This window comes from Streptomyces sp. OfavH-34-F (assembly GCF_022347745.1).
Lineage (GTDB): Bacteria > Actinomycetota > Actinomycetes > Streptomycetales > Streptomycetaceae > Streptomyces.
Genome location: NZ_JAKRGC010000072.1, coordinates 1 through 24,971, shown reverse-complemented (window position 1 = coordinate 24,971; position 24,971 = coordinate 1). Strand labels below are relative to the sequence as shown.

The following is a 24,971-nucleotide window of genomic DNA, read 5'->3' as shown; positions in this document are numbered from 1 at the left end:
CCCGCGGGGGCGCGGCCCCCGCCGCGCCCCGGCCCCCGACCCCTTCCGGGTGGCACCCCGTCCCGCTGTGCCACCCGGAAGGGCACCACCATCTCCTTCTCCCCCCCACCGCGTCCGTCCTGGAGCCGCCATGACCGCGCACCACCCCGCGACCCGCACCGCCGCCTCGATCGTCTCGCTCGGGGCCCTGCTCGCGACCTCCCTCACCACCCTCACAGCGGCCCCCGCCTCCGCGGCCGAGACCCTGCTCTCCCAGGGACGGACGGCCACCGCCTCCTCCACCGAAGGCGCCGGCTTCCCCGCCTCCGCCGCCGTCGACGGCGACCCCGGCACCCGCTGGGCCAGCCAGTGGAGCGACGGCCAGTGGATCCAGGTCGACCTCGGCCGCACCGCCACCGTCAGCCGGATCGTGCTGAACTGGGAGGCCGCCCACGCCACCGCGTACGACATCCAGCTCTCCGACAACGGCACGGACTGGCGCACCGTGAAGTCCGTAACCGGCGCCGACGGCGGCACCGACGAGATCGCCGTCTCCGGCACCGGCCGCCACGTCCGGCTCCACGGCGTCAGCCGCTCCGGCGGATACGGCCTCTCCCTCTGGGAGTTCAAGGTCTACGGCGAGGAGGGCGGCACCCCGCCCCAGACCGGCGGCGCCGTCCGCGTCACCGGGAGCCAGGGCAACTGGCAGCTGACCGTCGGCGGCCAGCCGTACACCGTCAAGGGCGTCACCTGGGGCCCGGCCGTCGCCGACGCGGGCCGCTACATGCCCGACGTGAAGTCGCTGGGCGTCAACACCATCCGCACCTGGGGCACCGACGGCTCCACCAAGCCGCTCCTCGACGCGGCCGCCGCCCAGGGCATCCGGGTCGTGAACGGCTTCTGGCTCCAGCCCGGCGGCGGCCCCGGCTCCGGCGGCTGCGCGAACTACGTCACCGACACGACGTACAAGACGAACATGCTGAACGAGTTCGCGAAGTGGGTCGAGGAGTACAAGTCCCACCCGGCGACCCTCATGTGGAACGTCGGCAACGAGTCCGTCCTCGGACTCCAGAACTGCTACTCCGGCACCGAACTCGAAGCCCAGCGCAACGCCTACACGAGCTTCGTCAACGACGTCGCCAGGAAGATCCACACCATCGACCCCGACCACCCCGTCACCTCGACGGACGCGTGGACCGGCGCCTGGCCCTACTACAAGCGCAACGCCCCCGACCTCGACCTGTACTCGATGAACGCCTACGGGGACCTGTGCGGGGTGCGCGAGGACTGGGAACAGGGCGGCTACACCAAGCCGTACCTCATCACCGAGACCGGCCCGGCGGGGGAGTGGGAGACCCCCAAGGACGCCAACGGCGTCGCCGACGAACCCACCGACGTGCAAAAGGCCGAGGGCTACACCCGGGCCTGGGGCTGTGTCACCGGACACCGGGGCGTCGCGCTGGGCGCCACCGTCTTCCACTACGGCACCGAGCACGACTTCGGCGGCGTCTGGTTCAACCTCCTGCCGGACGGCCTCAAGCGGCTCTCCTACTACGCCCTGAAGAAGGCGTACACGGGCGGCACCACCGGCGACAACACCCCGCCCGTCATCACCAACATGACCGTCACCCCGTCCGGATCCGCCCCGGCCGGCGGCGAGTTCACGATCCGCGCCGACGTCCGCGACCCCGACGGCGACCCCGTCACCACCAAGGTCTTCCTCAGCGGCAACTACGCCAACGGCGACAAGCGCCTCCTGGAGACCCCGCACCGCCGCAACGCCGACGGCTCCCTCACCGTCACCGCCCCCGAGAAGCTCGGCGTGTGGAAGGTGTACGTCCAGGCCGAGGACGGCCGCGGCAACGCCGGCATCGAGACGAAGTCGATGAGGGTCGTCGCCCCGCCCGTCAGCGGCACGAACATCGCCCAGGGCAGCCCCACCACCGCCTCCACCTCCTTCCAGGCGTCCTGACGGCGACTGCCCCTGCCCGGCGGCAACGCCGCCACCGACGGCGACCCGAACACCCCCTGGGCCGGCGACTGGGCCGACCCGCAGTGGATCCAGGTCGACCTCGGCTCGGCCAAGCCCGATCCGCACCCTCCAGCTCGTCCGGAACCCCGCCTACGCCAAGTCCTGAGAGGTCCAGGTCTCCGACGACGGCAACACCTGGCGCACCGTCCACACCGCCACCACCGGCAACGGGGACATCGACACCGTCGCGACCGCCACCACCGCCCGGTACGTCAAGCTCCAGCTGACCGCCCGCGGCACCGGCTGGGGTTGCTCCCTCCACGAGTTCGGCGTCCACAACCGACGACGCCGGACCCCTGAACAGGGGTGACGGGGCCCGCCGCTCGGCTTCATCACCCCCGCACCACCGCACGAGGCGAAAACCGTCCACACCCACCGACGCGTGGCGCTTCGCGTTCACGCGACCTCCCCCCACGGGCAGGAGACCCCCATGAGATCGAGTCCGAAGCGGCTCTCGGTACTTCTCGTCAGTACGGCCCTCATCGCCGGCGCCCTCGGCTTCGGTACGATGGCCCAGGCCACCGACCGGGCCGCCGGCATTCCGCCCACCGATCACGTCGGGCACCAGATGGCCGCCTCCACCCAGGCGTCGGGCGACGACGCCGACGGAGACGGATACATCCCCGCCGTCCCGCCGGTCACCGGCGTCACCCCGTCCACGGACACCCCGCCCCCGGCCTACCACCACGAGTTCCAGGCCGGCTGCTCCGTCACCCACACCGCGCCCGACGACCCGATCGTCTATCCGGGCCAGTTCGGCAAGTCCCACGACCACACGTTCATGGGCAACACCTCCACGAACGCCGCGAGCACCACCGCCTCCCTCTACGGAGGCACCACCACCTGCAAGGCACCCGCGGACGCCTCGGCGTACTGGATGCCCTCGCTGTACAACGGCGACCAGAAGATCCTGCCCGTCGGCCCGCAGGTCATCTACTACAAGGCCGGCGTCACCGACTACCGCAGCGTGCGTCCCTTCCCGAAGGGGCTGCGGTTCGTCGTCGGCAACCCGATGCAGACCGAGCAGGAGTTCCGCGCCCACAAGGGCTTCGTCGAGGGCTGGGAGTGCGGTGACAGCTTCTTCAACACGGACATCCCGGCGAACTGTCCCAGCCGGCCGGACGTCCAGCTCAACCTGCGCATGCAGGCGCCCAGCTGCTGGAACGGCCTGCACCTCGACACCCCCGACCACAAGAGCCACATGGCGTACCCGGTCGTGAAGCCCGGCACCAACGACAACATGTGCCCGGCCTCCCACCCGGTCGCGCTGCCGATGATCGAGTTCAAGATGGCGTGGCCGGTCAACGGCGACATGAGCCGGGTCCGCCTCGCCAGCGGCCGCGGCTACTCCTTCCACTACGACTTCTTCAACGCGTGGGAGGAGCGCACCCTCAAGGCCCTGGTCGACCACTGCATCAACGGCGGCCTCCAGTGCGACACCCGGGGCTTCGACCTCTACCGCCCCGAGCGCGGCGCGGTGCTGGACGCCGACCACCGCCTGCCCTGACACGGCCGGTTGTCCGCTACACGGTCCGACCGCTTTGAGGAAGCGGTCGGGCCGTTGCCCCTGTTTTCCGTGCTCCAGCACGCCTTCGAGCGTGCTGGAGCACGCAAGACGAGCAGCGGACGACAGGTCATCCCGAGAAAGAGACGAAGGAACGAACAAGTGGGCTGTGATGCGTGACGAGATGCTGGACCGTCTGGTCGACAAGCTGAGCTTGGCACAGAAAGTGCGTCTGCTCACCGGCTCCACCACCTGGCGGACGGCCGCTGAGGAAGCGATCGGCCTCAGGCAGATGGTCTTCTCCGACGGACCGGCGGGTGTGCGGGGCGAGGCATGGGACGAGCGACGCACATCCGCGTTGCTGCCCTCCGCCTCGGCTCTGGGAGCGACCTGGAACGATCAGCTGCTGCAGGACCTGGGAACCCTGCTCGCCTCGGAGGCCGTACGCAAGGGCGTCGACGTCGTGCTCGCACCCACCTTGAATCTTCATCGCACTCCGCTGGGAGGCCGGCACTTCGAGTGCTACTCGGAGGATCCCGCGCTCACCGCCCGGACCGGTGCAGCGCTGATCCGAGGTATTCAGGCCCACGGCGTGGCTGCCACGGCCAAGCACTTTGTCGCCAACGACTCCGAGACCGACCGACTCCATGTCGACGTCCGCCTCTCTGAGCGGACGCTGCGTGAGGTGTACCTCGCGCCTTTCGCCGCAGCCGTGGAAGCCGGTGCGTGGCTGGTCATGGCTGGATACAACAGCGTGGACGGCACCACCATGACCGCCCACCCGCTCCTCGCCGAACCGCTCAAAAGCGAATGGGGGTTCGACGGGGTCGCCGTTTCGGGCTGGGCCGCGGTCCGCAGCACCGAGGAATCCGCCCGTGCCGCCCTCGACCTCGCGATGCCAGGCCCCAACAGTCCCTGGTCGGCCATTCTCGTCCAAGCCGTGGAGGACGGCCGTATCACCGAAGCGACCCTCAACGACAAGGTGCGTCGCCTCCTCAGGCTCGCGGACCGCGTCGGCGCGCTGGAGAAGCCCACTCGTCGTCGCCCGCTGATGTCATCCACAGCCGTCCGGCAGCTGCTGCGTCGAGCAGTAGCCGCCGGAACGGTTCTGGTGCGCAACGAGAACGTCCTGCCCCTGGACCGGAATGCCTTGGCGACGATCGCCGTCATAGGCGAGCATGCTGCTGAGCCCCGGGTCCAGGGGGGAGGCAGTGTCGGCGTGCTCCCCGACGGGGTCGTCACCCCTCTCGACAGCATCCGGGTGAGGATGCGTGGCCGAGGTCGGGTGCTCTACGCTCCAGGACCCTCGTTGAGCCTGCCGCCCTCCCCGCTGACCCCCGGCAGGTGCAAGGACCCCAGGTCGAATGAGCCCGGAGTGCTGCTGCGCTGCCTTGACGTCCATGGGCGCGAACTGATGGCCGAACGGCGCCTGTCGGGTAGGCAGCTCGAACCCGACCTGCCCGCTGGAGCCCACACCGTGGAGATCAGCGCACTGCTGCGTCCCGAGGCCACCGGCACGTGGACCATCGGTATCGGTGGCTTCGGCAGGATGACTCTCAGCATCGACGGGGACACTGTCCTTGACGGCCTGTACCCCCGCGACACCGACGACCCGGCGATCGTGCATGTTGCCCCACCCCTGCAGACCGTCCGGACCCACTTGGTCAAGGATCGCGTCGTTCGCCTCGTCGCACGCCGGGAGCTGATCCCCGGCGCGGGCCGTGCGACCATCGTCGCTGCCGCCCCACCGGAGCGGGACAGCGAGGCCGCCCTGAAGGAAGCCGTGGAAGCGGCCCGTCGCGCGGATGCCGTCATCGTCGTCGTCGGGACGACAGAGCACAGCGAGACGGAAGGGTGCGATCGGACAGACCTGTCCCTCGGTCACCTTCAGGATGACCTCGTCCGCGCGGTCGCTGCCGTGAACTCCCGAACCGTCGCTGTCGCCAACAGCGGGGGTCCCGTGGAACTCCCTTGGCGCGACGAGGTGGGCGCCCTGCTTCTCGCATGGTTCCCGGGCCAGGAAGCCGGCGCTGGTCTCGCCGATGTCATCTTCGGTTACGCCGAGCCCGGAGGCAGGCTCCCCACGACGTGGGCGGCGTCTCTCGTGGATGCGCCTGTCACGAGCACTCAACCGGTCGAAGGCCGGCTGGATTACGCCGAAGGACTGCACATCGGCTATCGCGCCTGGCTGCGCGAGGGGAGCAGCCCTGCTTACTGGTTCGGGCACGGTCTGGGGTACACCACTTGGGAGTACGAGCGAGTGGACGCTCCGAAGCGGATCAGGAAGGGCGAGCCCTTCACTGTCCGGGTCACACTGCGCAATGTGGGCGAGCGCCCTGGGCGAGAGGTCGTGCAGGTCTACGTTGCACGCCCGGGATCGGCTGTGGAGCGCCCGGCACAGTGGCTTGCGGGGTATGCGACCGCACGTGCAGATCCGGGACGAAAGGCGGTCGTCGAAGTGACCGTGCCACCGTGCGTGCTGCAGCACTGGTGTCCTGAAGAGGCCGGATGGCGAACGGAGGCTGGGATGTACCAGCTCATGGTGGGGCGTTCGGCGGGGGCCATGGAGTGGACGGGGGAAACAGCCGTGAGTGAACCGGGGTAAACGGCCGACAAGAGGCGGACAAGGGATAATCCAGAGCCCGCAACGCGAAGGAAATTGGTTCCCGGGGCGTGGTCCAGGCGAGGCGGCCCGACTTTCTTGAATGGTCCCTCGGTGCTGCTTTTCTGTAACTCGATTCCTATTCCCTGGCAGCCTGTAATGAGCTACTTTCGGCTTCTGTCGTTTACGCCTCTATTTCAGGTGGATGTCATGAGCCGTGCCATTTCCTTGCGCGATGTGAGTAAGAAGTACGATCGCAACTCCTATGCGGTCCACCGCATCTCGCTGACGGTTGAGCCGGGAGGGTTCCTGGTCCTGCTGGGGCCGTCCGGATGCGGAAAATCCACAGTGCTGCGCATGATCGCCGGCCTTGAGGACATCAGCGAGGGGGAGTTGCTCCTGGACGGCGTTTACGCCAATGAAGTTCCCCCGCATCAGCGGGACACCGCGATGGTGTTCCAGAACTTCGCGCTCTACCCGTCCATGACCACGAGGGAGAACATCGGGTTTCCCTTGAAGCTGAGAGATCCTGCCGCGGACCACGGGCCGCAGGTCGAGACGACGGCCCGTATGCTCGCCATCGAGGATCTGCTTGAGCGGCTTCCCGGACAGCTTTCTGGTGGGGAGCGCCAGAGAGTGGCGATGGGCAGGGCGATATCCCGGCACCCCTCGGTCTTCCTGTTCGACGAGCCGTTGTCGAACCTTGACGCCAAGCTTCGTGAACACTTGAGAGCCGAGATCGCCTCGCTCACCCGAGAAATGGGCGTGACTACCGTCTACGTGACCCATGACCAGTCCGAGGCCATGTCTCTCGGCGACCAGGTCGCGGTCATGCGTGACGGTGTGCTGCAGCAGGTCAGCCGACCCGAAGAGCTGTACACAAGGCCGGTGAACGTCTTTGTCGCGGCATTCGTCGGTACGCCGCGCATCAGCCTCCTCGAAGCGGTCGTGCACGCTCCGCTCGACGCCTCGATGACGCTGGACCTCGGCGGCCAGTCCTTGGTGCTGCCCGAGCCCTTGAGCACGGAACACCAGCTGTTGCGGCTTCAGCAGGGACGCCGGGTCACCGTAGGGCTGCGTTCGGAGGCCGTGCGCATTGCTCCCCCCAGCCAGGCGAGACCGGGCGAGGCTGCTTTGTCGGGGGTCGTGGACCATGTCGAGTTCCAGGGCCATGAGGTGCTCGTACACCTGGACACGGGTTCGCGGCCGGCGGTTGTTCCCGATCTGGAGATCGCCCATCCCCGGGCCACCGGTTCGTACCGGCGGATCGGGCGGCAGTGGGGCGTCGGACGGGCGGCGGCACTGTCGGCGGCGTTGAGGGGCAGGTCTTCGGCCGCGGCGGTCGAGTCCGCCGTGCCCCCGGTGCAAGAGCGGAGGAGCATGGTGCGCAGCGACCTCGTCGTGCGGACGAGCCCGCAGAGGCAGGTGAGGAGCGGGGCGCATGTGCCGCTCCTGGTCGACCTGGCGCAGCTCTACGTGTTTGATCACCAGGGCCTGAGGATCTGCCCGGCACCAGAGGGCGGGGTGGGGCTGTACTGACGCGACGAATACCGGTGGGCGCGGCTGCGCTCGCTGCCTTGCCGAGGCGGACGGGGAGGCCCGCCAAGGCTGAGTCGGGCAACGCTCTCAGTGCGCGGCCCGCTGCCTGACCGTGGTCTGCCAGGCGGGTACGCGTTCTTCGACCTCCACGGGGGCCCGGCGGCCTCCATGCGTGAAGAAGTCGGCGAGCGGCAGGATCGCGGCGCCCACCGTGACGGCATCGGGGCCGAGAGTGCCGAGCCCGATCTGCACGTGAGAGGCGGGATAGGACAGGGCGTATGCGGTCGCGTACCTCGTGACGCTGTCGAGGAACCGGGAGCCCAGCTGGAGCCCCGCCCAGCCGCCGACGAGGATGCGCTCGGGCTGGAGCAGGTTGATCAGGTCCGAGAACCCGGCGCCCAGGTACTCTGCGGTCTCCTCCAGGACGGCGAGGGCGGTCGCGTCGGCCTCCGCCTCTGGGTCGTCCGGGTAGGCTGCGGCCAGGAAAGCGGTCAGCGCGGTTTCCTCTTCGGCGTCGATCGGCGGCTGACCGCCGGCTTCGCGCCAGCGTTCCAAGAGGGCTTCGGCGCCGGCGTACGCCTCAAGGCACCCTCGGGCCCCGCAGCGGCAGCGACGCCCCCGGACCTGCACCTTCAGATGTCCCCACTCCACGGCCCGGCCGGGACGCAGGTCGTCGCTGACGACGCATGCGCCGACTCCCGAGCCGAACAGCACGACGACGGCACTGCTCGCCCCCCGCCCGGCGCCGAACCACATCTCCGCCTGGCCGAGGGTCCTGGCCCCGTTCTCGATGAAGTAGGACACCGACTCCGGCAGTGACACGGACTCCCGCAACAACCGCTCCAGCGGCACGGCGTCCCAGTTGATCGTCTGCCCATGCACCACCGCACCGTCTTGCGGCGTCCTCGCCACGATGCCAGGAACGCCCACGCCCACTCCCAGCAGCTGCACGGGATCGATCCCCGCTCGCCGGACGACCTCCTCGATCCCGTCACGGACGCGGGCGACGATGTCCCCGACGTCGTAGCGGTCCTCTCTTCGGGGCCCGTTGACGCCAAGAGGCGACTCGACGCGCGCGAGCTCGGTGAGGGCCACATCGAACAGCTCGATCCTGACCCGTGTCTCGCCGATGTCGACGCCGATCATGTAGGCGCTGTCCTGGCGGATCCGCAAGAGCGTGCGGGGTCGGCCGCCGGCGGAGTCCACGCTGCCCGCCTCCTCGACCAGGCCCTCGGCCAGCAGATCTGCCACCACGTTGCTCACAGATCCCGAGCTCAGATGCGTGACCGGGCCGAGTGCCAGGCGGCTCAGCGGGCCGTCGAAATACAACCGTTGCAATACCGCACTGCGGTTCTCTCGTCGCAGGTCACGCACTGTACGACCGCTGCGCACACTCACTGGACACCCTCTTCCCTAGGCCTTGATTGCAAGATACCGCCGCGATGCTCTTGACGCGACCTTCTTCCGAGGTTTAACTCACATCCTAAATTAAGCCGAGAGGTCAGGTGGGGTTCAGCGTGGGACGTCACCCCCTCCGTCTTGGCTTCCACCTCCCTGAAAGGGACTCAAGGATCATGCGCAGAATCAGAGTCGCCGCCGTCGGTGCTGCCACCCTCTCCCTCGCCCTCACCGTGACCGCCTGCGGCGGTTCCAGCGGCTCCGGATCCAACGAGAAGCCCAAGACGCTGACCTACTGGGCCTCCAATCAGGGCGCCAGCATCGAGGTGGACAAGAAGGTCCTGCAGCCCGAGCTCGACAAGTTCGAGAAGGAGACCGGGATCAAGGTGAAGCTGGAGGTCGTGCCCTGGGCCGACCTGCTCAACCGGATCCTCACCGCCACCACCTCCGGCCAGGGCCCGGACGTCCTCAACATCGGCAACACCTGGAGCGCCTCCCTCCAGTCCACCGGCGCCCTGCTCCCCTTCGACGCGAAGAACTTCGAGGCGATCGGCGGCAAGGACCGCTTCGTCGAGTCGGCCCTCGGCTCCACCGGCGTTCAGAGCCAGGACCCGGCCGCCGTCCCGCTCTACTCGATGGCCTACGGGCTCTACTACAACAAGAAGATGTTCAAGGACGCGGGCATCGCCCAGCCGCCGACCACCTGGGACGAGGTGATCGCCGCCGGTAAGAAGCTCCGCAAGGACGGCAAGTGGGGCATCGGCGTCGAGGGCTCCAACCTGTCCAACAACATCCACCAGGTCTTCGTCCTCGGCAAGCAGAACGGTGCCGACTTCTTCACGGCCGACGGCAAGGCCGACTTCACCTCCGACGCCGCAGTGACCGCGGTCAAGCAGTACGTCGACCTCATGGCCACCCACAAGATCGTTGCGCCGGGCAACGCCGAGTACTCCCAGAACCAGTCGCTCAGCGACTTCTCCAAGGACAAGACCGGCATGGTCCTGTGGCAGAGTGCCTCCGCCACGTTCAAGTCCCAGGGCATGAACGACGACGAGTGGGGCGTCGTTCCCGCCCCTGTCCTCTCGGGCAAGCCCGGTGCGGGCGCCCAGACCAACTCGATGGTCGCCGGCATCAACATGGCCGTCTTCAAGAACACCAAGAACCTCAACGGCGCCCTGAAGTTCGTCAAGTTCATGACCAGCGACCAGGAGCAGGTCCACCTCAACAAGACCTACGGCTCCATCCCGCCGGTCAAGACCGCCCAGAGCGACCCCGCCTTCGACAGTCCCGCCCTGAAGGTCCTGCGCGACACCCTGGCCTCCAGCGCCGCCGCCCTCCCGCAGGTCCCGGAGGAGTCCCAGTTCGAGACCGTCGTCGGCACCGCGGTCAAGGAGCTGTTCGCCGAGGCCGCCGCCGGCCGGCCCGTCACGACCGAGTCCGTCAAGGCCAAGCTCGAGGCGGCCCAGCAGCAGATGCCGAAGAAGTAGGCACCAGCACCATGACCAATACCGCCGTCACCCCCGAGCGGGAGCCGGCGGTGCGCAAGGCCACACCCGGAGGGGCGCGCACCCCGCGCCGCTCCGGGCGCCGCCGCATCGCACTGCCCTACGTCCTGCTCCTGCCCGCCGTGGTGCTCGAACTCCTCGTGCACCTCATTCCCATGCTCATGGGCATCACCATGAGCTTCCGAGAACTCACGCAGTTCTACATCAGCAACTGGTCCGAAGCCCCCTGGTCCGGACTGGACAACTTCTCCGTCGCCATCGACTTCGACGCCCCGGCCGGCCAGGCGCTCCTGAAGTCCTTCCTGACGACGTGCATGTTCACCGTGCTCTCTGTCGGCCTGTGCTGGCTTCTCGGCACCGCCGCAGCTGTCTTCCTCCAGGAGCACTTCCGGGGCCGGGGCATTCTGCGCACCCTCTTCCTCGTCCCGTATGCGCTGCCGGTCTACGCCGCCGTCATCACCTGGGCGTTCATGTTCCAGCGGGACAACGGCGTCGTCAATCACGTCCTCCACGACCAGCTCGGCATCGGCGACAGCCCCGCCTTCTGGCTCATCGGGGACAACAGCTTCTGGGCGCTGCTCGTCGTCTCCGTGTGGAAGGGCTGGCCGTTCGCCTTCCTCACGGTCATGGCGGCCCTCCAGAACATCCCCCGGGACATGTACGAGGCCGCCGCCCTCGACGGGGCGGGCATCTGGAAGCAGATCCGGCACATCACCCTGCCGTCCCTGCGGCCCGTCAACCAGGTCCTCGTCCTCGTCCTCTTCCTGTGGACCTTCAACGACTTCAACACGCCGTTCGTGCTCTTCGGCAAGGCGGCCCCGGAGGCGGCGGACCTCATCTCGCTCCACATCTACCAGGCGTCCTTCCGGACGTGGAACTTCGGCACCGGCTCGGCCATGTCCGTGCTCCTGCTGCTCTTCCTCCTCGTCGTCACCGGCGTCTACCTCCTGCTCACCACTCGCGGAAGGAAGACCTCCCGTGTCTGACGCCGCCCACGCGCGCGCCCGCTCCCCGCGCTCCCCGATGGCCCCGCCCCGGTCCTTCCTGTGGAGCCGACGGATCTTCCTCACCCTGATCACCGCCTTCGTGGTGCTGCCGGTGTACGTGATGATCTCCAGCTCCCTGAAGCCGCTGGAGGACGTGTCGGGCAAGTTCGAGTGGATCCCGTCCACGCTCACCGTGGCTCCCTACTTCGACATCTGGGAGACGGTCCCCCTCGCCGACTACTTCGTGAACTCGATCGTCGTCGCGGGCGCCGCCACGGTCTTCTCCGTGATCGTCGCGGTCTTCGCCGCGTACGCCGTCAGTCGCTACGACTTCCGCGGCAAGCGGGTCTTCACGGTCACTGTCCTGTCGACGCAGATGTTCCCCGGCATCCTCTTCCTGCTGCCGCTCTTCCTCATCTACGTCAACATCGGCAACGCCACCGGCCTCGCGCTCTTCGGCTCCCGCGAGGGCCTGATCCTCACCTATCTGACCTTCTCGCTGCCCTTCTCCGTCTGGATGCTCACCGGCTACTTCGACGCGATCCCGCGCGAGTTGGACGAGGCGGCGAAGGTCGACGGCTGCGGACCGATCGGCGCGCTCTTCCGCGTGATCATTCCCGCTGCCCGCCCCGGCATCATCGCCGTCGCGATCTACGCCTTCATGACCGCCTGGGGCGAGGTCCTCTTCGCCTCCGTCATGACCAACGACTCCACCCGCACGCTCTCCGTCGGGCTCCAGGGCTACTCCACTCTCAACGACGTCTACTGGAACCAGGTGATGGCCGCCTCCCTCGTGGTGAGCGTCCCCGTCGTCATCGGCTTCCTCCTCCTCCAGCGCTACCTGGTTGCCGGCCTCACCGCGGGTGCCGTCAAGTGACGCACCGAGCCTCTCTCCTGCCGCCCGTACCGCCCACCGCCTCCGCTTCGATCACGAAGGGGTCCCCCGTGCCCGAATCCACCGACCTGCGCACCACGCTCGACCTGGCGGCCTTCCCGCCCTCCTTCGCCTGGGGTACGGCGACCTCCGCCTACCAGATCGAGGGCGCCGTCGCCGAGGACGGCCGCGCCCCTTCCATCTGGGACACCTTCTCCCGCGTCCCCGGCGCGATCGACAACGGCGACACCGGCGACACCGCCTGCGACCACTACCACCGCTGGCCCGAGGACGTCGCCCTCATGAAGGAGCTCGGCGCCGGCACCTACCGGATGTCGATCGCCTGGCCCCGGGTGGTCCCCGGCGGCGACGGCCCCGTCAACACCGCCGGACTCGACTTCTACGACCGGCTCGTCGACGGCCTCCTCGACGCGGGCATCACCCCCTCCGTCACCCTCTACCACTGGGACCTGCCGCAGGCTCTCCAGGACCGGGGCGGCTGGACCTCCCGCGAGACCGCCGAGCACCTCGCCGCGTACGCCTCCGTGGTGGCCGGGCGGCTCGGCGACCGGGTCGGCACCTGGGCGACCCTCAACGAGCCGCTCTGCTCCGCCTGGATCGGCCACCTGGAGGGACGGATGGCGCCGGGCCTCACCGACCTGACGGCCGCCGTCCGCGCCTCGTACCACCTGCTCCTCGGCCACGGCCTCACCACCGCCGCGGTCCGGGCCGCCGTCCCCGGCGCCCGCGTCGGCCTCGTGACCAACCACTCCACGGTGGCCCCCGCCTCCGGCCGCCCCGAGGACCTCGCGGCCGCCGCCCGCATGGACGGCCACAGCAACCGCTGGTGGCTCGACCCGGTGTACGGCAAGGGCTTCCCCGCCGACATGCGCGAGCTCTACGGAGTCGAACTCCCCGAGAAGCCGGGCGACCTGGAGACCATCGCCGCCCCCCTCGACTGGCACGGCCTCAACTACTACTTCCCCGTCACCGTCGAGGACGACCCCGAGGGCCCCGTCCCGCACGCCCGCGAGGTCCGCCTCCCCGACGTGCCGCGCACCGGGATGGACTGGCAGATCGAGGCGGCGGGTCTGGAGAGCCTGCTGCTGCGGCTCACCGAGGAGTACGGCGTCCGAGAGCTGTACGTCACCGAGAACGGCTCGGCCTTCCCCGACGCCACCGGCCCCGACGGCGCCGTCCACGACCCCGACCGCGTCCGCTACCTGGAACAGCACCTCGCCGCCTGCGCGAGCGCCGTCCGCAAGGGCGCCCCGCTCGCCGGCTACTACGCCTGGTCGCTCTTGGACAACTTCGAGTGGGCCTACGGCTACGACAAGCGCTTCGGCCTCGTCCACGTCGACTACGCCACCCAGAAGCGCACCGTGAAGACCAGCGGCCGCCGCTACGCCGAGCTGATCCGCGCCCACCGGCAGCTGCACGGCTGACGGAGCGGTGAAAAAGGGGCGTGGTCGGCCGACCACGCCCCTTTCCCCTGCCCGTCTCCCGTGTCAGCCGATGCCCGCCAGGCCCCGTGCTCCACGACGTGCGGCGCCGCGTGAGACGGCCAGGGCGTCCCAGCGGGCTCCGCGCTCGGGCAACAGCCCCGGGTCGCCGAAGACCCTGCCGGCGGTGATCTCGGGCAGGAGCCGGCGGCCCAGCAGCCGGCCGGCGCAGACGAGGCCGCTCAGTGCGGCGCCGGTCACCCCCGTCCCGTATCGGGTGGAGGCACCGACGACGTGCAGCCCCTCGACCGTGGTGCGGGTGTCCGGACGGGATCCGGCACGGCCCCACGAGGCCAGACCGTACGGGGTTCCGCCGGTGGAACGTGTGTACCGCTCCTGGGTCAGGGGAGAAGCGGCCTCCAGGTGGACGATGCTGTTCCGGAACGGCCCGAGAACGTCCTCGGCCGCCGTCAGCATGGCCGCGGCAAGCCGAGCCTTCGTTTGTGTGTAGGCGTCGTCACGGCGGTAGCGCCCGCCGTCCGCGGGACCGGTCTCCACCCCCCAGTACCCGTAGTCCGGCGGGCACAGCGTCATCAGCTGGAAGTTGCTGTGGCGGGGCGGGCACACATGCGGGGAGTCCGGGTCGCGTTGCGAAGCGAAGGACATGAACAGCAGGGGTACGGGGTCGAGGTCCCCCGCCATGACTCGCTGGTACGAGGCGTCGACATCGTCCCCCCACCACCACACATTGGCGTTGCGCCGCTCCGGCAGGGGCCTGTCGAGCGCCACGTAGAGGGTGGCCAGGGGGAGGGCCATCGTGGCCTCCCGCGCCTTCCTCACCATCGGGCCGGGCAGATGGGCGTCCCCCACCAGGTCGAGGACGGTTCGGCGGTAGTCGGCGTTCGAGACGACGAGGGGCGCAGTGAAGCGACGGCCGTCCACGAGGCCTACTCCGACGGCTCTTCCGTCCTCGACGAGGATCCGCTCGACCCTGCTCCGGGTCATGAGCCGGCCGCCGTGCGTCTCGAGCACCTCGACCAGCCCCGCGGCCAGCATCTGGCCGCCCCCTTCGGGATAGTAGGCCCCGCGCATGTAGTGGTCGGTGACGTTGGCGTGCATGGCGACCGTCACCCGCGATGGGCTCATCCCGTAGTTCGGGGACTGCGCCGCGAGTACGGTCCGGGCTGTCGACGACAGCCCGCAGTGGTCGAACAGCGCGCTCAGCGGGCGGCGCCCCCAGGCAAAGGTGACCGGGGCCTCCCGTATCTGCTCGGCGGCGGTGAGGTTCCGCTCGGTCAGTGACATGGTGTGCGACTCCGCGCCCAGCGCGGCGCACACGTCCACGAAGAGGTCGATGCCCGCCGCGTCCGTGGGCAGAGCCTTTTTGAGGCGGCACCTGTACCGCGACCAGTCGGCGGGAACGTGCAGGGACACCCCCGGGGTGATGATCTCGTCAAAGCCGTCCCGGTCCATCTCCCGGAAGGAGATGCGCTCGCCGAGTCCCAGACCGCCGAGGACCGTAGGCAGGAAGCCACTCGGACCGCAGTCGCCCAGATAGTGCACACCTACGTCGAACTCGTACGCCCGACGGCGCCTGAACACGTGCGTGTTGCCGCCCGCGACGTCATGCTGCTCGATCACGAGGACCCGCCGCCCGGAAGCGGCGAGATAGGCCGCGCACACGAGGCCGCCCATGCCGGAGCCGACGACGACCACGTCCCATTTCTCGTCGTCCGTCACGGGCGCGTCTCCGTCCCGGCCGCCAGCTTCTCCGCGTGGCGCAGGGCGAGGGCGGCGTGGTGCAGGTCGGCTTCCTCGTGAGGGACGTTGAGGACGATCGTGTTGATTCCCATGGTCAGGTAGCGGGCGAGGTATGCCCCCACCTCCTCATAGGAGCCCACCAGGTAGGGGCAGTACTCCTTGGACGTGCGCAGGGGGTGCATCCAGTACGGTGACGGCCCCGCTTCCTGTGCTGCCGCGTCCGCGGACAGCCGCTTCATCCAGGCCGAGTCCGAGAACCGGTTCGCGATCCGGTACTGCCGCTCGCCGTCGGGGTCGTCCGGGAAGCGGCCGTGCGCGACGCGCCACGCCTCGTCGTGGTCTTCGCGGGCGAGGATGCCTATGCGCAGGCCACCACCACGCAGCTCCGGCGAGCCGGGCTCGTATTCCTGGAGGGCGCGCGGGTACCGCAGCCGCACCACCCCCAGTCGCCGCTCCGCGTCGAGGCAGGCGTCGGACGAACCGGCCACGAACAACCGGGGGAGCAGCGCCGGGTCGGCGGGGGGAAACAGGCTGAGTCGGTTGACGCGGTAGTGGTCACCCTCGTAGGTCACCGGTTCCGTCGAGGTGAGCAGGTGACGGATCACCTCGCCGTACTCGACGAGCCGGTCGTAGCGGACGTCGTGCTCCAGGGCATCTCCGATGGTGCGCATGCGGTAGGGGCTGCCGCCGGTGATCAGGTTGAGGTCGACCGGTCTGCCGTACAGGAACATCAGCGAGCTGACCATGCGGGCCACGGCGTAGGGGTGTGTGTACGGAGGCTGCGCCGCCACCAGCGGCACCAGACGCTCGCTCTGCTGGAGCAGCATCTGGGCCGCCACCCACGGATCAACGACGTCGTGGTCCGTGAAGATCAGCAGTCCCCGCAGGCCGGCGTCGTCCGTCCAGCGTGCCGAGCGGGCGAGATCGCGGCGGAACTCCTCGGGTCGGGCCCCGGACGAAGGCGGACAGGTGGCGTAGACGTTGAGCAAGGTTCCTCTTCTCCTCACCGGGGACGCGCGCGTGCGGAGCGTCGCGCGCCCCTCAGGACAGCACGCGTGCCGCGAAGCCGACAGGCAGTTGGACCGGCAAGTCAACCGGCCCCAGCTGCCGCTGAGTTGCCTGGACGATCTCGTTCCTTGATCGCACTCTGGTCGGACCGAGAAGAGGGGGGAGGAGGCAGGAGTGTTGTACGTCAGACGTGTGGCGCCCTTTGTGCCCCGGCACCGGCTCACCGTTGCCGAACTGCAGGACCAGATGCAGCTGACGGACGCTCAGGTCGAGTTCCATCGGCGCTTCCTCGGCATGCGCAGGATCGCCGTGGCGCCGGAGCACTCCGTCCCGGACCTGCTGGCAGCCGCCGGCGAGGCGGCACTGGCCGGCAGCGACCGGACGAAGGTGCGCTATCTGCTCCACGCCCACACGATGCAGCACGCCGTGCCCGACTCCGCCGAGCTACTGGCCCGCCTGCGGAACGGGCTCGGTCTCACGCACGCCCGGAGCTTCGCGCTCTCGCACCAGAACTGCGCGGCCGGACTGTACATGCTGCGCCTCGCGGCGTCGCTGCTGAGGGCCGAACACCCCTCAGGCACCGCGCTGCTCCTCAGCGGGGAGAAGGTCCTGTCCCCCCTCGTGCGGCGGAACGCCGGACCCACCCTGCTCGGCGAAGCGGCGGCCGGCCTGCTCGTGGCCGGGGAGGGCCCCGGCCACGAGGTGCTGTCGGTGGCGTACCGCGTACTCGGGGGATTCCACGACGTGTTCGGCATGACGGACGGGACGCGGCGGCGGTATGAGAAGGCGTACATACCCACCATCGCCGCAGTGGCGGAGGAAGCCGCCGAGAGGGCCGGCACCGCTCCGGAGCGGGTCGCGCTGATCCTCCCGCACAACGTCAACCGCCTGTTCCTCCGGCAGTTCGGCAAAGCCCTGGGCGTGCCCGACGAGCGTGTCTTCACGGACAACGTCTCCGAGCTCGGCCACTGCTTCTGCGCGGACCCCTTCATCAATCTCTCCAGCGCCTTGACCGCGGGATCGCTCCGCGCGGGCGATCTGGCCCTCCTGGTCTCCGCCGGACTGGGAGCGACGTTTTCGGCAGCGGTCCTCCGCGTGGGCGAGGAAGCAGGCACCAGCATGGACGGGGCATCAGGCACATGACCTTCAGCGAACGGCTCAAGAAAGCGGCGACCGGGGATCCGGGCGCGAGCTTCATCTACCTCAACAACTTCGAGGTTGAAGCCGTCTGGGGAGCGGACGAACCCAAGCTCCCCGGCAGCGGCCTGTCCTTCTCTGCCGTGACCGTCAACCGCATGGAGGAGGTCGGCGTCCTCCTCGCGGAGCCGCACGACGCCGTGGTCCTCAAAGAACGCGTCGACCCGGACTACCTCGGCTACCTCGAAGGGCTGGACGCCGCGCACGGCACCCTGCTGATGGTCGACGACAACACCCCCGAGCACTCGGTCACCGAGGACGCGCTCGTCTCGCCGGACCTTCTCGCCACGCTGAAAGCGCTCGACGACGGCCGCACCTACCTCGCCCCTCTGGGCATCTCCGAACGGGAGGAACGGCTCTCCCGCGCCACCGGGCTTCCGCTGGCGGGCCCCCCGGCCGAGGTGTGCAGGCGCGTCAACGGCAAAATCTACAGCCGCGAACTCACCGAGGACACCGGTCTGGCGACCATCCCCGGTACGGCCTGCCGCACCGTGGACGAACTGGCCGGCGCCCTGCGGCTGCACCTCGGCCGCGCCGGCCGCGTCGTGGTCAAGGAGTCACTGGGCGTCTCGGGGCGCGGCATGGTCGTCCTCGACTCGCCCGATCGCGCCGCCCGGCTGGTGCGGATGATCGCCCGGCGTGGCGCGGACGCCCCGGTACGTCTGGTGGTCGAGGAGTGGATCGAGAAGGACTACGACCTCAACTACCAGTTCCTCCTGGCGCGGGACGGCACCATCGGTTTCGAGACCGTGAAGCGGGCCCTCACCGAGAACGGGGTGCACCGCGGCCATGCGTTCCCGCCCGACCTGCCCGGAAACGCCGAGGAACGGTTGAGGGAGAGCGCCGAGACCATCGGCGCGCGGCTTCACGCTGAGGGCTACTTCGGCCTGGTCGGCGTCGACGCGCTGATGGGCGCCGACGGACGACTGCATCCGTGCCTGGAGATCAACGCCAGGTTCAACATGGCGACCTACCAGAACCGGTTCGCCGAAAGGTTCGTCGCGCCGGGGCAGCACGCTCTGGCCGGGGTGATCGACCTCAAGCCCACGCGCCGGCACACGTTCCTCGAGGTGCGCGAGGCACTGGACGGACTGCTGTACGACGAAGGATCCCGCAGCGGACTGCTCGTCAACAACTTCTCCACCCTCAACGCCGCCGTCGCCCAGGGGCGCCGGGGCCAGGGCCGCCTCTACGGCATCGCCGTGGCGGACAGCGCCGCCGCGGCGCGGGACATCCACCTGGCGGCGGAAGACCGACTCGTAGAGATGACGCGGAAGGCATGATGGACGACTTGAACTGGCGGGACCTGGCCGAACGCTTCGGCACCCCTGCCTACGTGTACGACGGCGACGCCCTCGCCCGGCGGGTCACTGCACTGCGGGAGGCCCTCCCGGACCTCGAGGTCTTCTTCTCGCTGAAGTCCAACCCGAACCCGGCCGTCTACGGCGTCCTGCGCTCCCACGGAGCCCGGGCCGAGGTCTCCTCGCTGGCCGAACTCACCACCGTCCTCGCCGCCGGCACGCCGCCCGAGGACGTCCTCTTCCTCGGACCCGGCAAGAGTGAGGGGGAACTCGCCGCCTGCGTCGACCACGGCCTCTACGCGATCGTCTGCGAGTCCTTCCAGGAACTCGCGGCCATCGACCGGCTGGCCGGCGGTCGCGGCGTGCGTCAGCGGGTGATGCTCCGGATCAACCCCGCCTACTCCGTGTCCGGCTCACGGCTGACGATGGGCGGAAAGCCTCGGCAGTTCGGGATCGACGAGGCCGCCGTCCTCGCCGCCGGCGACCTGGTCGAACGGCACCCGCACGTCGACGTCGTCGGGGTCCAGGCCTACCTGGGCACCCGCATCCTGGACGCGGACGTGGTCGTGGGCAACACCACCTACATCCTCGACCTGAGTGAACGGGTCGCCACGGCCCTCGGCATCCGCCTCGAAGCGGTGGACATCGGCGGCGGCCTCGGAGTGCCCTACTTCGACGGCGAGGAGGAGTTCGACCTCAAGGCCCTCCGGGACAAGCTGACCCCGCTGCTCGCCGCCTTCCGGGCCGCGCACCCCGACACCCGACTGATCATGGAGGCGGGCCGCTACCTCACCGCGGACGCCGGAACCTACCTGATGGAGGTCCGGTACACGAAAGAGTCCATGGGAGAGTGGTTCGCCGTCACCGATGGCGGCACGCACCACCACATGGCGGCCGTCGGCATCGGCTCCTTCGTCAAGCGCAACTTCCCGATCGAGCTGCTCGCACGCGGCGGGGGCGACGGGGGGACCGACGCGCCGGCGGTTCCCGCCGTCGACCGATGGACGGTCACCGGACCGTTGTGCACCCCCAACGACACCATCGGCAAGAAGGTAGCCCTGCCCGGCCTCGCCCCGGGGGACCTGCTCGGCGTGCGGCGCTCCGGAGCGTACGGGCCGTCCGCCTCCCCCGTGCTCTTCCTCAGCCATGGCTACCCGGCCGAAGTGCTGGTCACGGAAGACGGGGCCCGCCTCGTCCGGGACCGCGACACCACCGAGGACCTGCTCGCCAAGTACCGGCCGTAGATCCCACCCCGCCGGCCGCACCCGGCCGTGCCCCACCGACACCACGACCCAGAGGAGCCGCACCCATGAACCGTGCCAAGACCATTGCCCAGCTCCGGGACACGCTTGCCGAAGTCTTGGACAAGGAGATCCCCGAGCTCACCGAGGAGACCCGTCTGTTCGAAGACCTCGCCCTCGACTCCACCAGCGTCATCGAGATGCTGATGGTGATGGAGGACACCATGGGCCTGGAGATCGACCCGGAGGAACTGGAACCGGAGGTCTTCGCCACCGTCGGCAGCATCACCGACTACGTGCTGGCCACGGCGGCCGCGGGCAAGGCGAGCTGACCGGTGCTCACACCCTCCACCGCGGTCCACCTGCCGGACCGGCGGCCCGTCTTCGGCGTCGCGCGCCCGGCCGGCCGGATCTTCCCCGAACGGCGCGGCACCCTTGACCCCGTGGAGCACCGCTATCTGGGCGACCTGCTCGAAGCGGCCGGCGGACGGGGCGCCGTGGGCCGCGCGGAGGCCCCCTCCAACGAGAACACGTACGCACGGATGACCGCCGAACTGCTCGACACCCTGGCCGAGCCCCTGTCGCCGGTGAACCGGATGGTGCTCGCCTACGCGCTGCCGGACCCCGCGATCAAGGAACTTGCCGGCTGCTCCATCGCCGACCTGTGCTCCGGTGACCCCGTCGTCTTCTCCGTGTCCGGACAGGGCGCCGGGGCGCCGTTCACCGCCCTTCGGATCCTCTCCGCCACCCACGACGAGAGCGCGCTGAACGGCGGCGCCTGCCTGATCTTCGACCAGAGGCCTGGACCGCTCACGGACCTGCTGCCCGGCGCCGCCGCCGGAGCCGACTCCGCCGTTCTGCTGCACACCGCGTCGGGCGGCCGCCCGACGCCCTTCCTGTGGGACGAGGAGGCCGCGGACCCGTCGGCCGCGCTGGCCGAGGTGGCGGCTCTCTTCCCGGCCGACCACCTGGTCCTCGGCCCCGAACTGGCCGCCGCCACGGGGCCCGTCCGTGAAGGGCCGGGGGAGGTGCGCCCGGCGCCCGCCTCCCTGCCCTGCACGGGCCTGTGGCACGTCGCGGCGTCACTCTGGGACCACCCCGGACCGCTGCTGCTGGCCGAGATCGATCCCGTCGCCGGCCGTCTCCACGCCGTCGGCTTCGGCCCCGGGGACGGGCCGGACCGATGACCACCACGCTCTCACCGGTGGCCGTCCGTCTCCCCCTCACCCGGGAACCGGTCGCCGACGTACTGTCACGAGCGGGCCGCCCCGCCTCCGAACAGCGCATGTTCCAAAGGATGTACGGACTGCGCGACACCCGGGTCCTGACCGGCGACGAGGACTTCGAGGACCTCCTCGCCGACGCCGGCGCCAAGGCGCTGAACGGCCGCAGACCCGATCTCGTGCTCTACGGCCACACCGTTCTCGCCCAGAGCATGGCCTACCGGGCGGGCTTCGCCCAGCGGCTCGGCGAACGGCTGGGCGCCCCCGGCGTCCCGGTGCTCGGCATCACCAAGACCGCTTGCACCTCCGTCCTGCACAGCATCGACCTGGCATCCCGCTGGCTCGCCGGGCCCGGCGAGGCGGGGGAGCACGTCCTCGTGCTCGGCGGAGACCAGGGATCGGTCTCCGACGCGATACGCATCATCCCCGGCGTCACCGTCGCGGGGGACGGCGCGGCGGCCTTCGTCGTCCACCGTGGCACCGACCGGTACGCCTACCTGGGCGGCGCCCGCGCCAAGGACACCCGCTTCCACCGCAACATGGCCATGGACCCCGACGAACGCCGCCTCTTCGGCCCGGCCACGGAGCGCGGCGCCGTGGACGTGGTGCGTTCCGCGGTGGCGGCCGCGGGCCTCGCCCTCCCGGACGTCGACTGGATCCTGCCGCACCACAACAACGCGATGTTCTGGCGCGGCTTCGCGAGGACCACCGGCTTCCCCAGGGAGCGCATCGTGCTGGACCTCCTGCCGGAATACGGCCACGTCTTCGGGATCGACGGCCTGCTCGGACTGGAGCACCTCGACCGGACGGGCCGCCTCCCGGTCGGAGGACGGGCGGTGCTGGTCGCCCTGGGTCAAGGCGCCTACTTCCAGGCCGTCGTCATCGAACGCAAGGAGTGAACGTGCCCGACGTGTCAGTGTGCCGCGAACTCGGCCACCGCAAAGGACTGGCCGCGGGCCTCGCCGCCGTGCTGGAGGGCCTCCCGCTCCACCAGGCGGCACCGGGCGGACTGGTCGCCGTCCCCCGCCGCACCGCCCCCGCCGACGGCGTCCCGGTGCCGCTGCCCCTCGTCCATCTCGAGGACATCGAAGTGCTGCGGATCGCGGGGCCGGTCGGCTCCGGCCTGACCGGGACGCGCGCCGCGGCCCTGGCCGCGGTCCGTCTCGGCGTGCTGTCGAACCTGCTGGAACTGGCCGTCGAACGCCTCAGCCGGCGCGAGTTCGCCGGTGCACCGATCCTTGAACGACAGCTCGTGACGGGAGAGATCGCCGACCTGGTCACCGAGACAGAGGAACTGACGGCCGCGTTGGAACGCGCCGACGACGGTACGCCGCCGGCCGTCAGCGCGGCCTGGCACGCCCGCCTGGACGAACTGGGCTGGCGCGTCGCGATGTTCTTCGGAGCCGAGGGATACATCACCGATCACCCGGCCCGCGCCGTCCACGTCTCCGCCCTTCTCGCCGACGTGTGCGTGGCCCGGCCCGTGGACTCCGTCGGCCGCCCTGCTCCGGCCGCCCCGCAGGAGGCACCGTGCTGATCACCCTGGACGACCGGCTGCGCGCCCTGCGGGGCGCCAGTGCCGAGATCGCCGCGGAACTCCGCACCCACGCCCTGGCCGTCGACGCGGACCCGTCGCGGATGACGCCTTACCTGCGGCTGGAGGCGTTCGATCTGATCCGCCGGGCGACCACCCCGGACCGTTTCGGCCCGGGCCCGCTCAGGGTGGGTCCGCACGTCTATGACCAGCGCAGCTGCCTGGAACGAGTCGTCTCCACCGTCGAGCTCGCCCGGGGCGACGCGGGCATGCTGCTCTCGTGCCCCGGCCCAGCCCTGGCGGGAATCCTCCTGGACGAACTCGGCGACGAAGAACAGCAGCGCCGCTTCCACGAACGCCTCTCCGACGGTGCCACCTGGTCCTTCTTCGCCATGACGGAACCGGCTCGGGGCAACGACGCGAGCGCGATGGAGACCCGCCTGGTGCCGGACGGCCCGGACCTGTACAGGCTCCACGGCACCAAGCGGTATGTGGGCAACGGCTCGCGCGGCGGCGTCGGCGTCGTCTTCGCCCGGACCGGACGCGGCCCGCTGTCCATCAGGGCCGCCCTCGTCGAACCACCGGCCCCAGGCTATCGGGCCGAAAGCCTGGACATGGTGGGGCTGAGGGGCGCCCGGCTCAGCGAGATCTCCCTCGACGGGCTGTCCGTAGAACCGCACATGCTTCTCGGCGCGCACAAGTCCCCCGCCCGCCGGGGCCTGTGGGGAGCCGTCCGTACCTTTCACCACATGCGCGCCCAGGTCGCCGCGATGGCCGTGGGCACCGGCCTGGCCCTCCACGAGCTGGTCGTCGCCCACCGGCCGGCCGCCCCCGGCGCCGACGAGGTCCTCGACCGGCTGGAGGCGTGCCGACAACTTGTGTACGCGGCGGGCGTCGCCGTGGACCGGGCCCCGGACTCCGCCCGCATGCCCTCGCTGGCCAAGCTCGGCGCGACCCGGCAGGCCGTCGAGACGAGCCGGTGGGCCGCCCGCTCGCTCGGCCCCGCCTCCCTCGTGGAGCACCCCCTGCTGGAGAAGTGGCGGCGCGACGTCTGCGGACTGGAGTTCATGGAGGGAACCACCAACATCCAGCGCGAGCACCTCGCCAAGAGTCACCTCAGAAGACGGAGCACGGCATGAACGGCAACCGCCTCTCCATCGAGACGACCTCCCTTGCCGTCGATCCCCTGGGGCCGCCGTGCTTCCGGGACATCTCCGCGGCGGGGGAGGGGCGGCTCGCCGCGGTCGCCGGCCACGTGCGACGCCTGGGCATCCCGGCGGAAGGGGTGTACATGACGGACACCCCGCTCACGAGCACCGCGGACCTCGCGGCCGAGGCGCTCGCCCGGCTCGGCCCCCCGGCCGGCGGCGAGGAGACGCTCATCCTGCTCCAAGCCGGCTACGACCAGGAGCACCACACCGTGCCCCTGCCCCGCGTCTCGCACGAGGCGGTCTGGGAGTTCACCGAGGAGTTCGGCGTCAGCCACGCCCCGGGAACCGCCGGTTGCGCCGCCGTGTTCGGCCTGCTCGCCCGCACCCTCGCCCCCGGGGCCAGGGCCACAGTGCTGATCGCCGACCACTCCGAGTACGGCTTCGCCTCCGCCCTGCCCGCCGGGGTCGTCGTCGCCGTCCGGGTGGTCCGGGGGCCCGGACCGTGGCGCCTGACCTTCGGGCGGGGCGCCGCACCGGCCCGCGTCCCGGTCCGGCGGATCGACGCGCACGGCACCCGGGCGCTGCTCGACGGAGTCTCCCTCGGCGTCTCCGAGGGGGACCGGATCGGCGTCGTCGGCCGCAACGGCGACGGCAAGACGACCCTGATCCGGATGATCGCCAAGCTGGAGGAGGC

At 70.0% G+C, this 24,971-nt stretch carries 19 protein-coding genes and 1 pseudogene; 17 read left to right on the top strand and 3 right to left on the bottom strand.

Annotated features, from left to right (window positions below; genetic code table 11):
* Nucleotides 1-130: 130 nt before the first annotated feature.
* The 4 genes and pseudogenes from MHW47_RS13955 to MHW47_RS13940 all read left to right on the top strand — a co-directional run bounded on the left by MHW47_RS13955 (nucleotide 131) and on the right by MHW47_RS13940 (nucleotide 7,656).
* Nucleotides 131-2,321 (top strand): annotated as a pseudogene (locus tag MHW47_RS13955) (discoidin domain-containing protein).
* A gap of 120 nt (nucleotides 2,322-2,441) precedes the next feature.
* Nucleotides 2,442-3,518, top strand: coding sequence for a DUF1996 domain-containing protein (locus MHW47_RS13950; protein WP_239223342.1), 1,077 nt, complete (start codon nucleotides 2,442-2,444; stop codon nucleotides 3,516-3,518).
* Between the two features lie 169 nt (nucleotides 3,519-3,687).
* On the top strand, nucleotides 3,688-6,120 hold the full coding sequence (locus MHW47_RS13945; protein WP_239223340.1) for a glycoside hydrolase family 3 C-terminal domain-containing protein: 2,433 nt from the start codon (nucleotides 3,688-3,690) through the stop codon (nucleotides 6,118-6,120).
* 207 nt (nucleotides 6,121-6,327) lie between these two features.
* Complete coding sequence (locus tag MHW47_RS13940) at nucleotides 6,328-7,656, top strand: ABC transporter ATP-binding protein (RefSeq protein WP_239223338.1); 1,329 nt, start codon at nucleotides 6,328-6,330, stop codon at nucleotides 7,654-7,656.
* Between the two features lie 87 nt (nucleotides 7,657-7,743).
* Here MHW47_RS13940 and MHW47_RS13935 read toward each other — a convergent pair whose 3' ends face one another.
* On the bottom strand, nucleotides 7,744-9,054 hold the full coding sequence (locus MHW47_RS13935) for an ROK family protein (protein ID WP_239223336.1): 1,311 nt from the start codon (nucleotides 9,052-9,054) through the stop codon (nucleotides 7,744-7,746).
* Nucleotides 9,055-9,230: 176 nt separating this feature from the next.
* Here MHW47_RS13935 and MHW47_RS13930 point away from each other — a divergent pair, with 176 nt between their 5' ends.
* From MHW47_RS13930 to MHW47_RS13915, 4 genes are all read left to right on the top strand, one after another.
* Complete coding sequence (locus tag MHW47_RS13930) at nucleotides 9,231-10,541, top strand: sugar ABC transporter substrate-binding protein (RefSeq protein WP_239223334.1); 1,311 nt, start codon at nucleotides 9,231-9,233, stop codon at nucleotides 10,539-10,541.
* An 11-nt stretch (nucleotides 10,542-10,552) separates the two neighbouring features.
* Nucleotides 10,553-11,545 (top strand): carbohydrate ABC transporter permease, encoded by a 993-nt coding sequence (locus MHW47_RS13925; RefSeq protein WP_239223332.1) that lies wholly within the window; start codon nucleotides 10,553-10,555, stop codon nucleotides 11,543-11,545.
* 37 nt (nucleotides 11,546-11,582) lie between these two features.
* Nucleotides 11,583-12,422, top strand: coding sequence for a carbohydrate ABC transporter permease (locus MHW47_RS13920; protein ID WP_239223348.1), 840 nt, complete (start codon nucleotides 11,583-11,585; stop codon nucleotides 12,420-12,422).
* 86 nt (nucleotides 12,423-12,508) lie between these two features.
* Nucleotides 12,509-13,864 carry a GH1 family beta-glucosidase gene (locus MHW47_RS13915; RefSeq protein ID WP_239223346.1) on the top strand — a complete coding sequence of 452 codons (1,356 nt, stop codon included), beginning with the start codon at nucleotides 12,509-12,511 and terminating at the stop codon, nucleotides 13,862-13,864.
* Nucleotides 13,865-13,927: 63 nt separating this feature from the next.
* Here the strand turns inward: MHW47_RS13915 and MHW47_RS13910 are convergent, their stop codons facing one another.
* Both MHW47_RS13910 and MHW47_RS13905 read right to left on the bottom strand, forming a co-directional pair.
* A complete protein-coding gene (locus MHW47_RS13910) occupies nucleotides 13,928-15,601 on the bottom strand; it encodes an NAD(P)/FAD-dependent oxidoreductase (protein ID WP_239223331.1) in 1,674 nt (557 codons plus the stop codon).
* Nucleotides 15,598-16,611, bottom strand: a complete 1,014-nt coding sequence (locus MHW47_RS13905; protein ID WP_239223329.1) for an LLM class flavin-dependent oxidoreductase — start codon at nucleotides 16,609-16,611, stop codon at nucleotides 15,598-15,600. Before MHW47_RS13905 ends, MHW47_RS13910 begins: the two co-directional genes overlap by 4 nt.
* Nucleotides 16,612-16,822: 211 nt before the next feature.
* Here MHW47_RS13905 and MHW47_RS35930 point away from each other — a divergent pair, with 211 nt between their 5' ends.
* The 9 genes from MHW47_RS35930 to MHW47_RS13860 all read left to right on the top strand — a co-directional run.
* On the top strand, nucleotides 16,823-17,773 hold the full coding sequence (locus MHW47_RS35930; RefSeq protein WP_239223328.1) for a 3-oxoacyl-[acyl-carrier-protein] synthase III C-terminal domain-containing protein: 951 nt from the start codon (nucleotides 16,823-16,825) through the stop codon (nucleotides 17,771-17,773).
* Nucleotides 17,770-19,110, top strand: a complete 1,341-nt coding sequence (locus MHW47_RS13895; protein WP_239223326.1) for an ATP-grasp domain-containing protein — start codon at nucleotides 17,770-17,772, stop codon at nucleotides 19,108-19,110. Before MHW47_RS35930 ends, MHW47_RS13895 begins: the two co-directional genes overlap by 4 nt.
* Nucleotides 19,110-20,372 carry a type III PLP-dependent enzyme gene (locus MHW47_RS13890; protein ID WP_374230090.1) on the top strand — a complete coding sequence of 421 codons (1,263 nt, stop codon included), beginning with the start codon at nucleotides 19,110-19,112 and terminating at the stop codon, nucleotides 20,370-20,372. Before MHW47_RS13895 ends, MHW47_RS13890 begins: the two co-directional genes overlap by 1 nt.
* A gap of 65 nt (nucleotides 20,373-20,437) precedes the next feature.
* A complete protein-coding gene (locus tag MHW47_RS13885; protein ID WP_239223322.1) occupies nucleotides 20,438-20,701 on the top strand; it encodes an acyl carrier protein in 264 nt (87 codons plus the stop codon).
* 3 nt (nucleotides 20,702-20,704) lie between these two features.
* The gene (locus tag MHW47_RS13880; protein ID WP_239223320.1) at nucleotides 20,705-21,556 is read left to right on the top strand and encodes a hypothetical protein; all 852 of its coding nucleotides are present in this window, start codon (nucleotides 20,705-20,707) and stop codon (nucleotides 21,554-21,556) included.
* Nucleotides 21,557-21,654: 98 nt separating this feature from the next.
* Nucleotides 21,655-22,491, top strand: a complete 837-nt coding sequence (locus tag MHW47_RS13875) for a 3-oxoacyl-[acyl-carrier-protein] synthase III C-terminal domain-containing protein (protein WP_239223318.1) — start codon at nucleotides 21,655-21,657, stop codon at nucleotides 22,489-22,491.
* Nucleotides 22,492-22,493: 2 nt separating this feature from the next.
* Complete coding sequence (locus MHW47_RS13870) at nucleotides 22,494-23,129, top strand: acyl-CoA dehydrogenase family protein (RefSeq protein ID WP_239223316.1); 636 nt, start codon at nucleotides 22,494-22,496, stop codon at nucleotides 23,127-23,129.
* Nucleotides 23,123-24,265: an acyl-CoA dehydrogenase family protein gene (locus tag MHW47_RS13865; protein ID WP_239223314.1), complete on the top strand. Its 1,143-nt coding sequence runs from the start codon at nucleotides 23,123-23,125 to the stop codon at nucleotides 24,263-24,265. Before MHW47_RS13870 ends, MHW47_RS13865 begins: the two co-directional genes overlap by 7 nt.
* 569 nt (nucleotides 24,266-24,834) lie before the next feature.
* On the top strand, nucleotides 24,835-24,971 hold a 137-nt coding region (locus MHW47_RS13860), incomplete at its 3' end, for an ATP-binding cassette domain-containing protein (protein ID WP_239223344.1).

Coding starts and splice junctions, on each gene's coding strand:
- MHW47_RS13950 (WP_239223342.1), top strand. CDS start 2,442: ATGAGATCGAGTCCGAAGCGGCTCTCGGTACTTCTCGTCAGTACGGCC.
- MHW47_RS13945 (WP_239223340.1), top strand. CDS start 3,688: ATGCGTGACGAGATGCTGGACCGTCTGGTCGACAAGCTGAGCTTGGCA.
- MHW47_RS13940 (WP_239223338.1), top strand. CDS start 6,328: ATGAGCCGTGCCATTTCCTTGCGCGATGTGAGTAAGAAGTACGATCGC.
- MHW47_RS13930 (WP_239223334.1), top strand. CDS start 9,231: ATGCGCAGAATCAGAGTCGCCGCCGTCGGTGCTGCCACCCTCTCCCTC.
- MHW47_RS13925 (WP_239223332.1), top strand. CDS start 10,553: ATGACCAATACCGCCGTCACCCCCGAGCGGGAGCCGGCGGTGCGCAAG.
- MHW47_RS13920 (WP_239223348.1), top strand. CDS start 11,583: ATGGCCCCGCCCCGGTCCTTCCTGTGGAGCCGACGGATCTTCCTCACC.
- MHW47_RS13895 (WP_239223326.1), top strand. CDS start 17,770: ATGACCTTCAGCGAACGGCTCAAGAAAGCGGCGACCGGGGATCCGGGC.
- MHW47_RS13890 (WP_374230090.1), top strand. CDS start 19,110: ATGGACGACTTGAACTGGCGGGACCTGGCCGAACGCTTCGGCACCCCT.
- MHW47_RS13885 (WP_239223322.1), top strand. CDS start 20,438: ATGAACCGTGCCAAGACCATTGCCCAGCTCCGGGACACGCTTGCCGAA.
- MHW47_RS13875 (WP_239223318.1), top strand. CDS start 21,655: ATGTTCCAAAGGATGTACGGACTGCGCGACACCCGGGTCCTGACCGGC.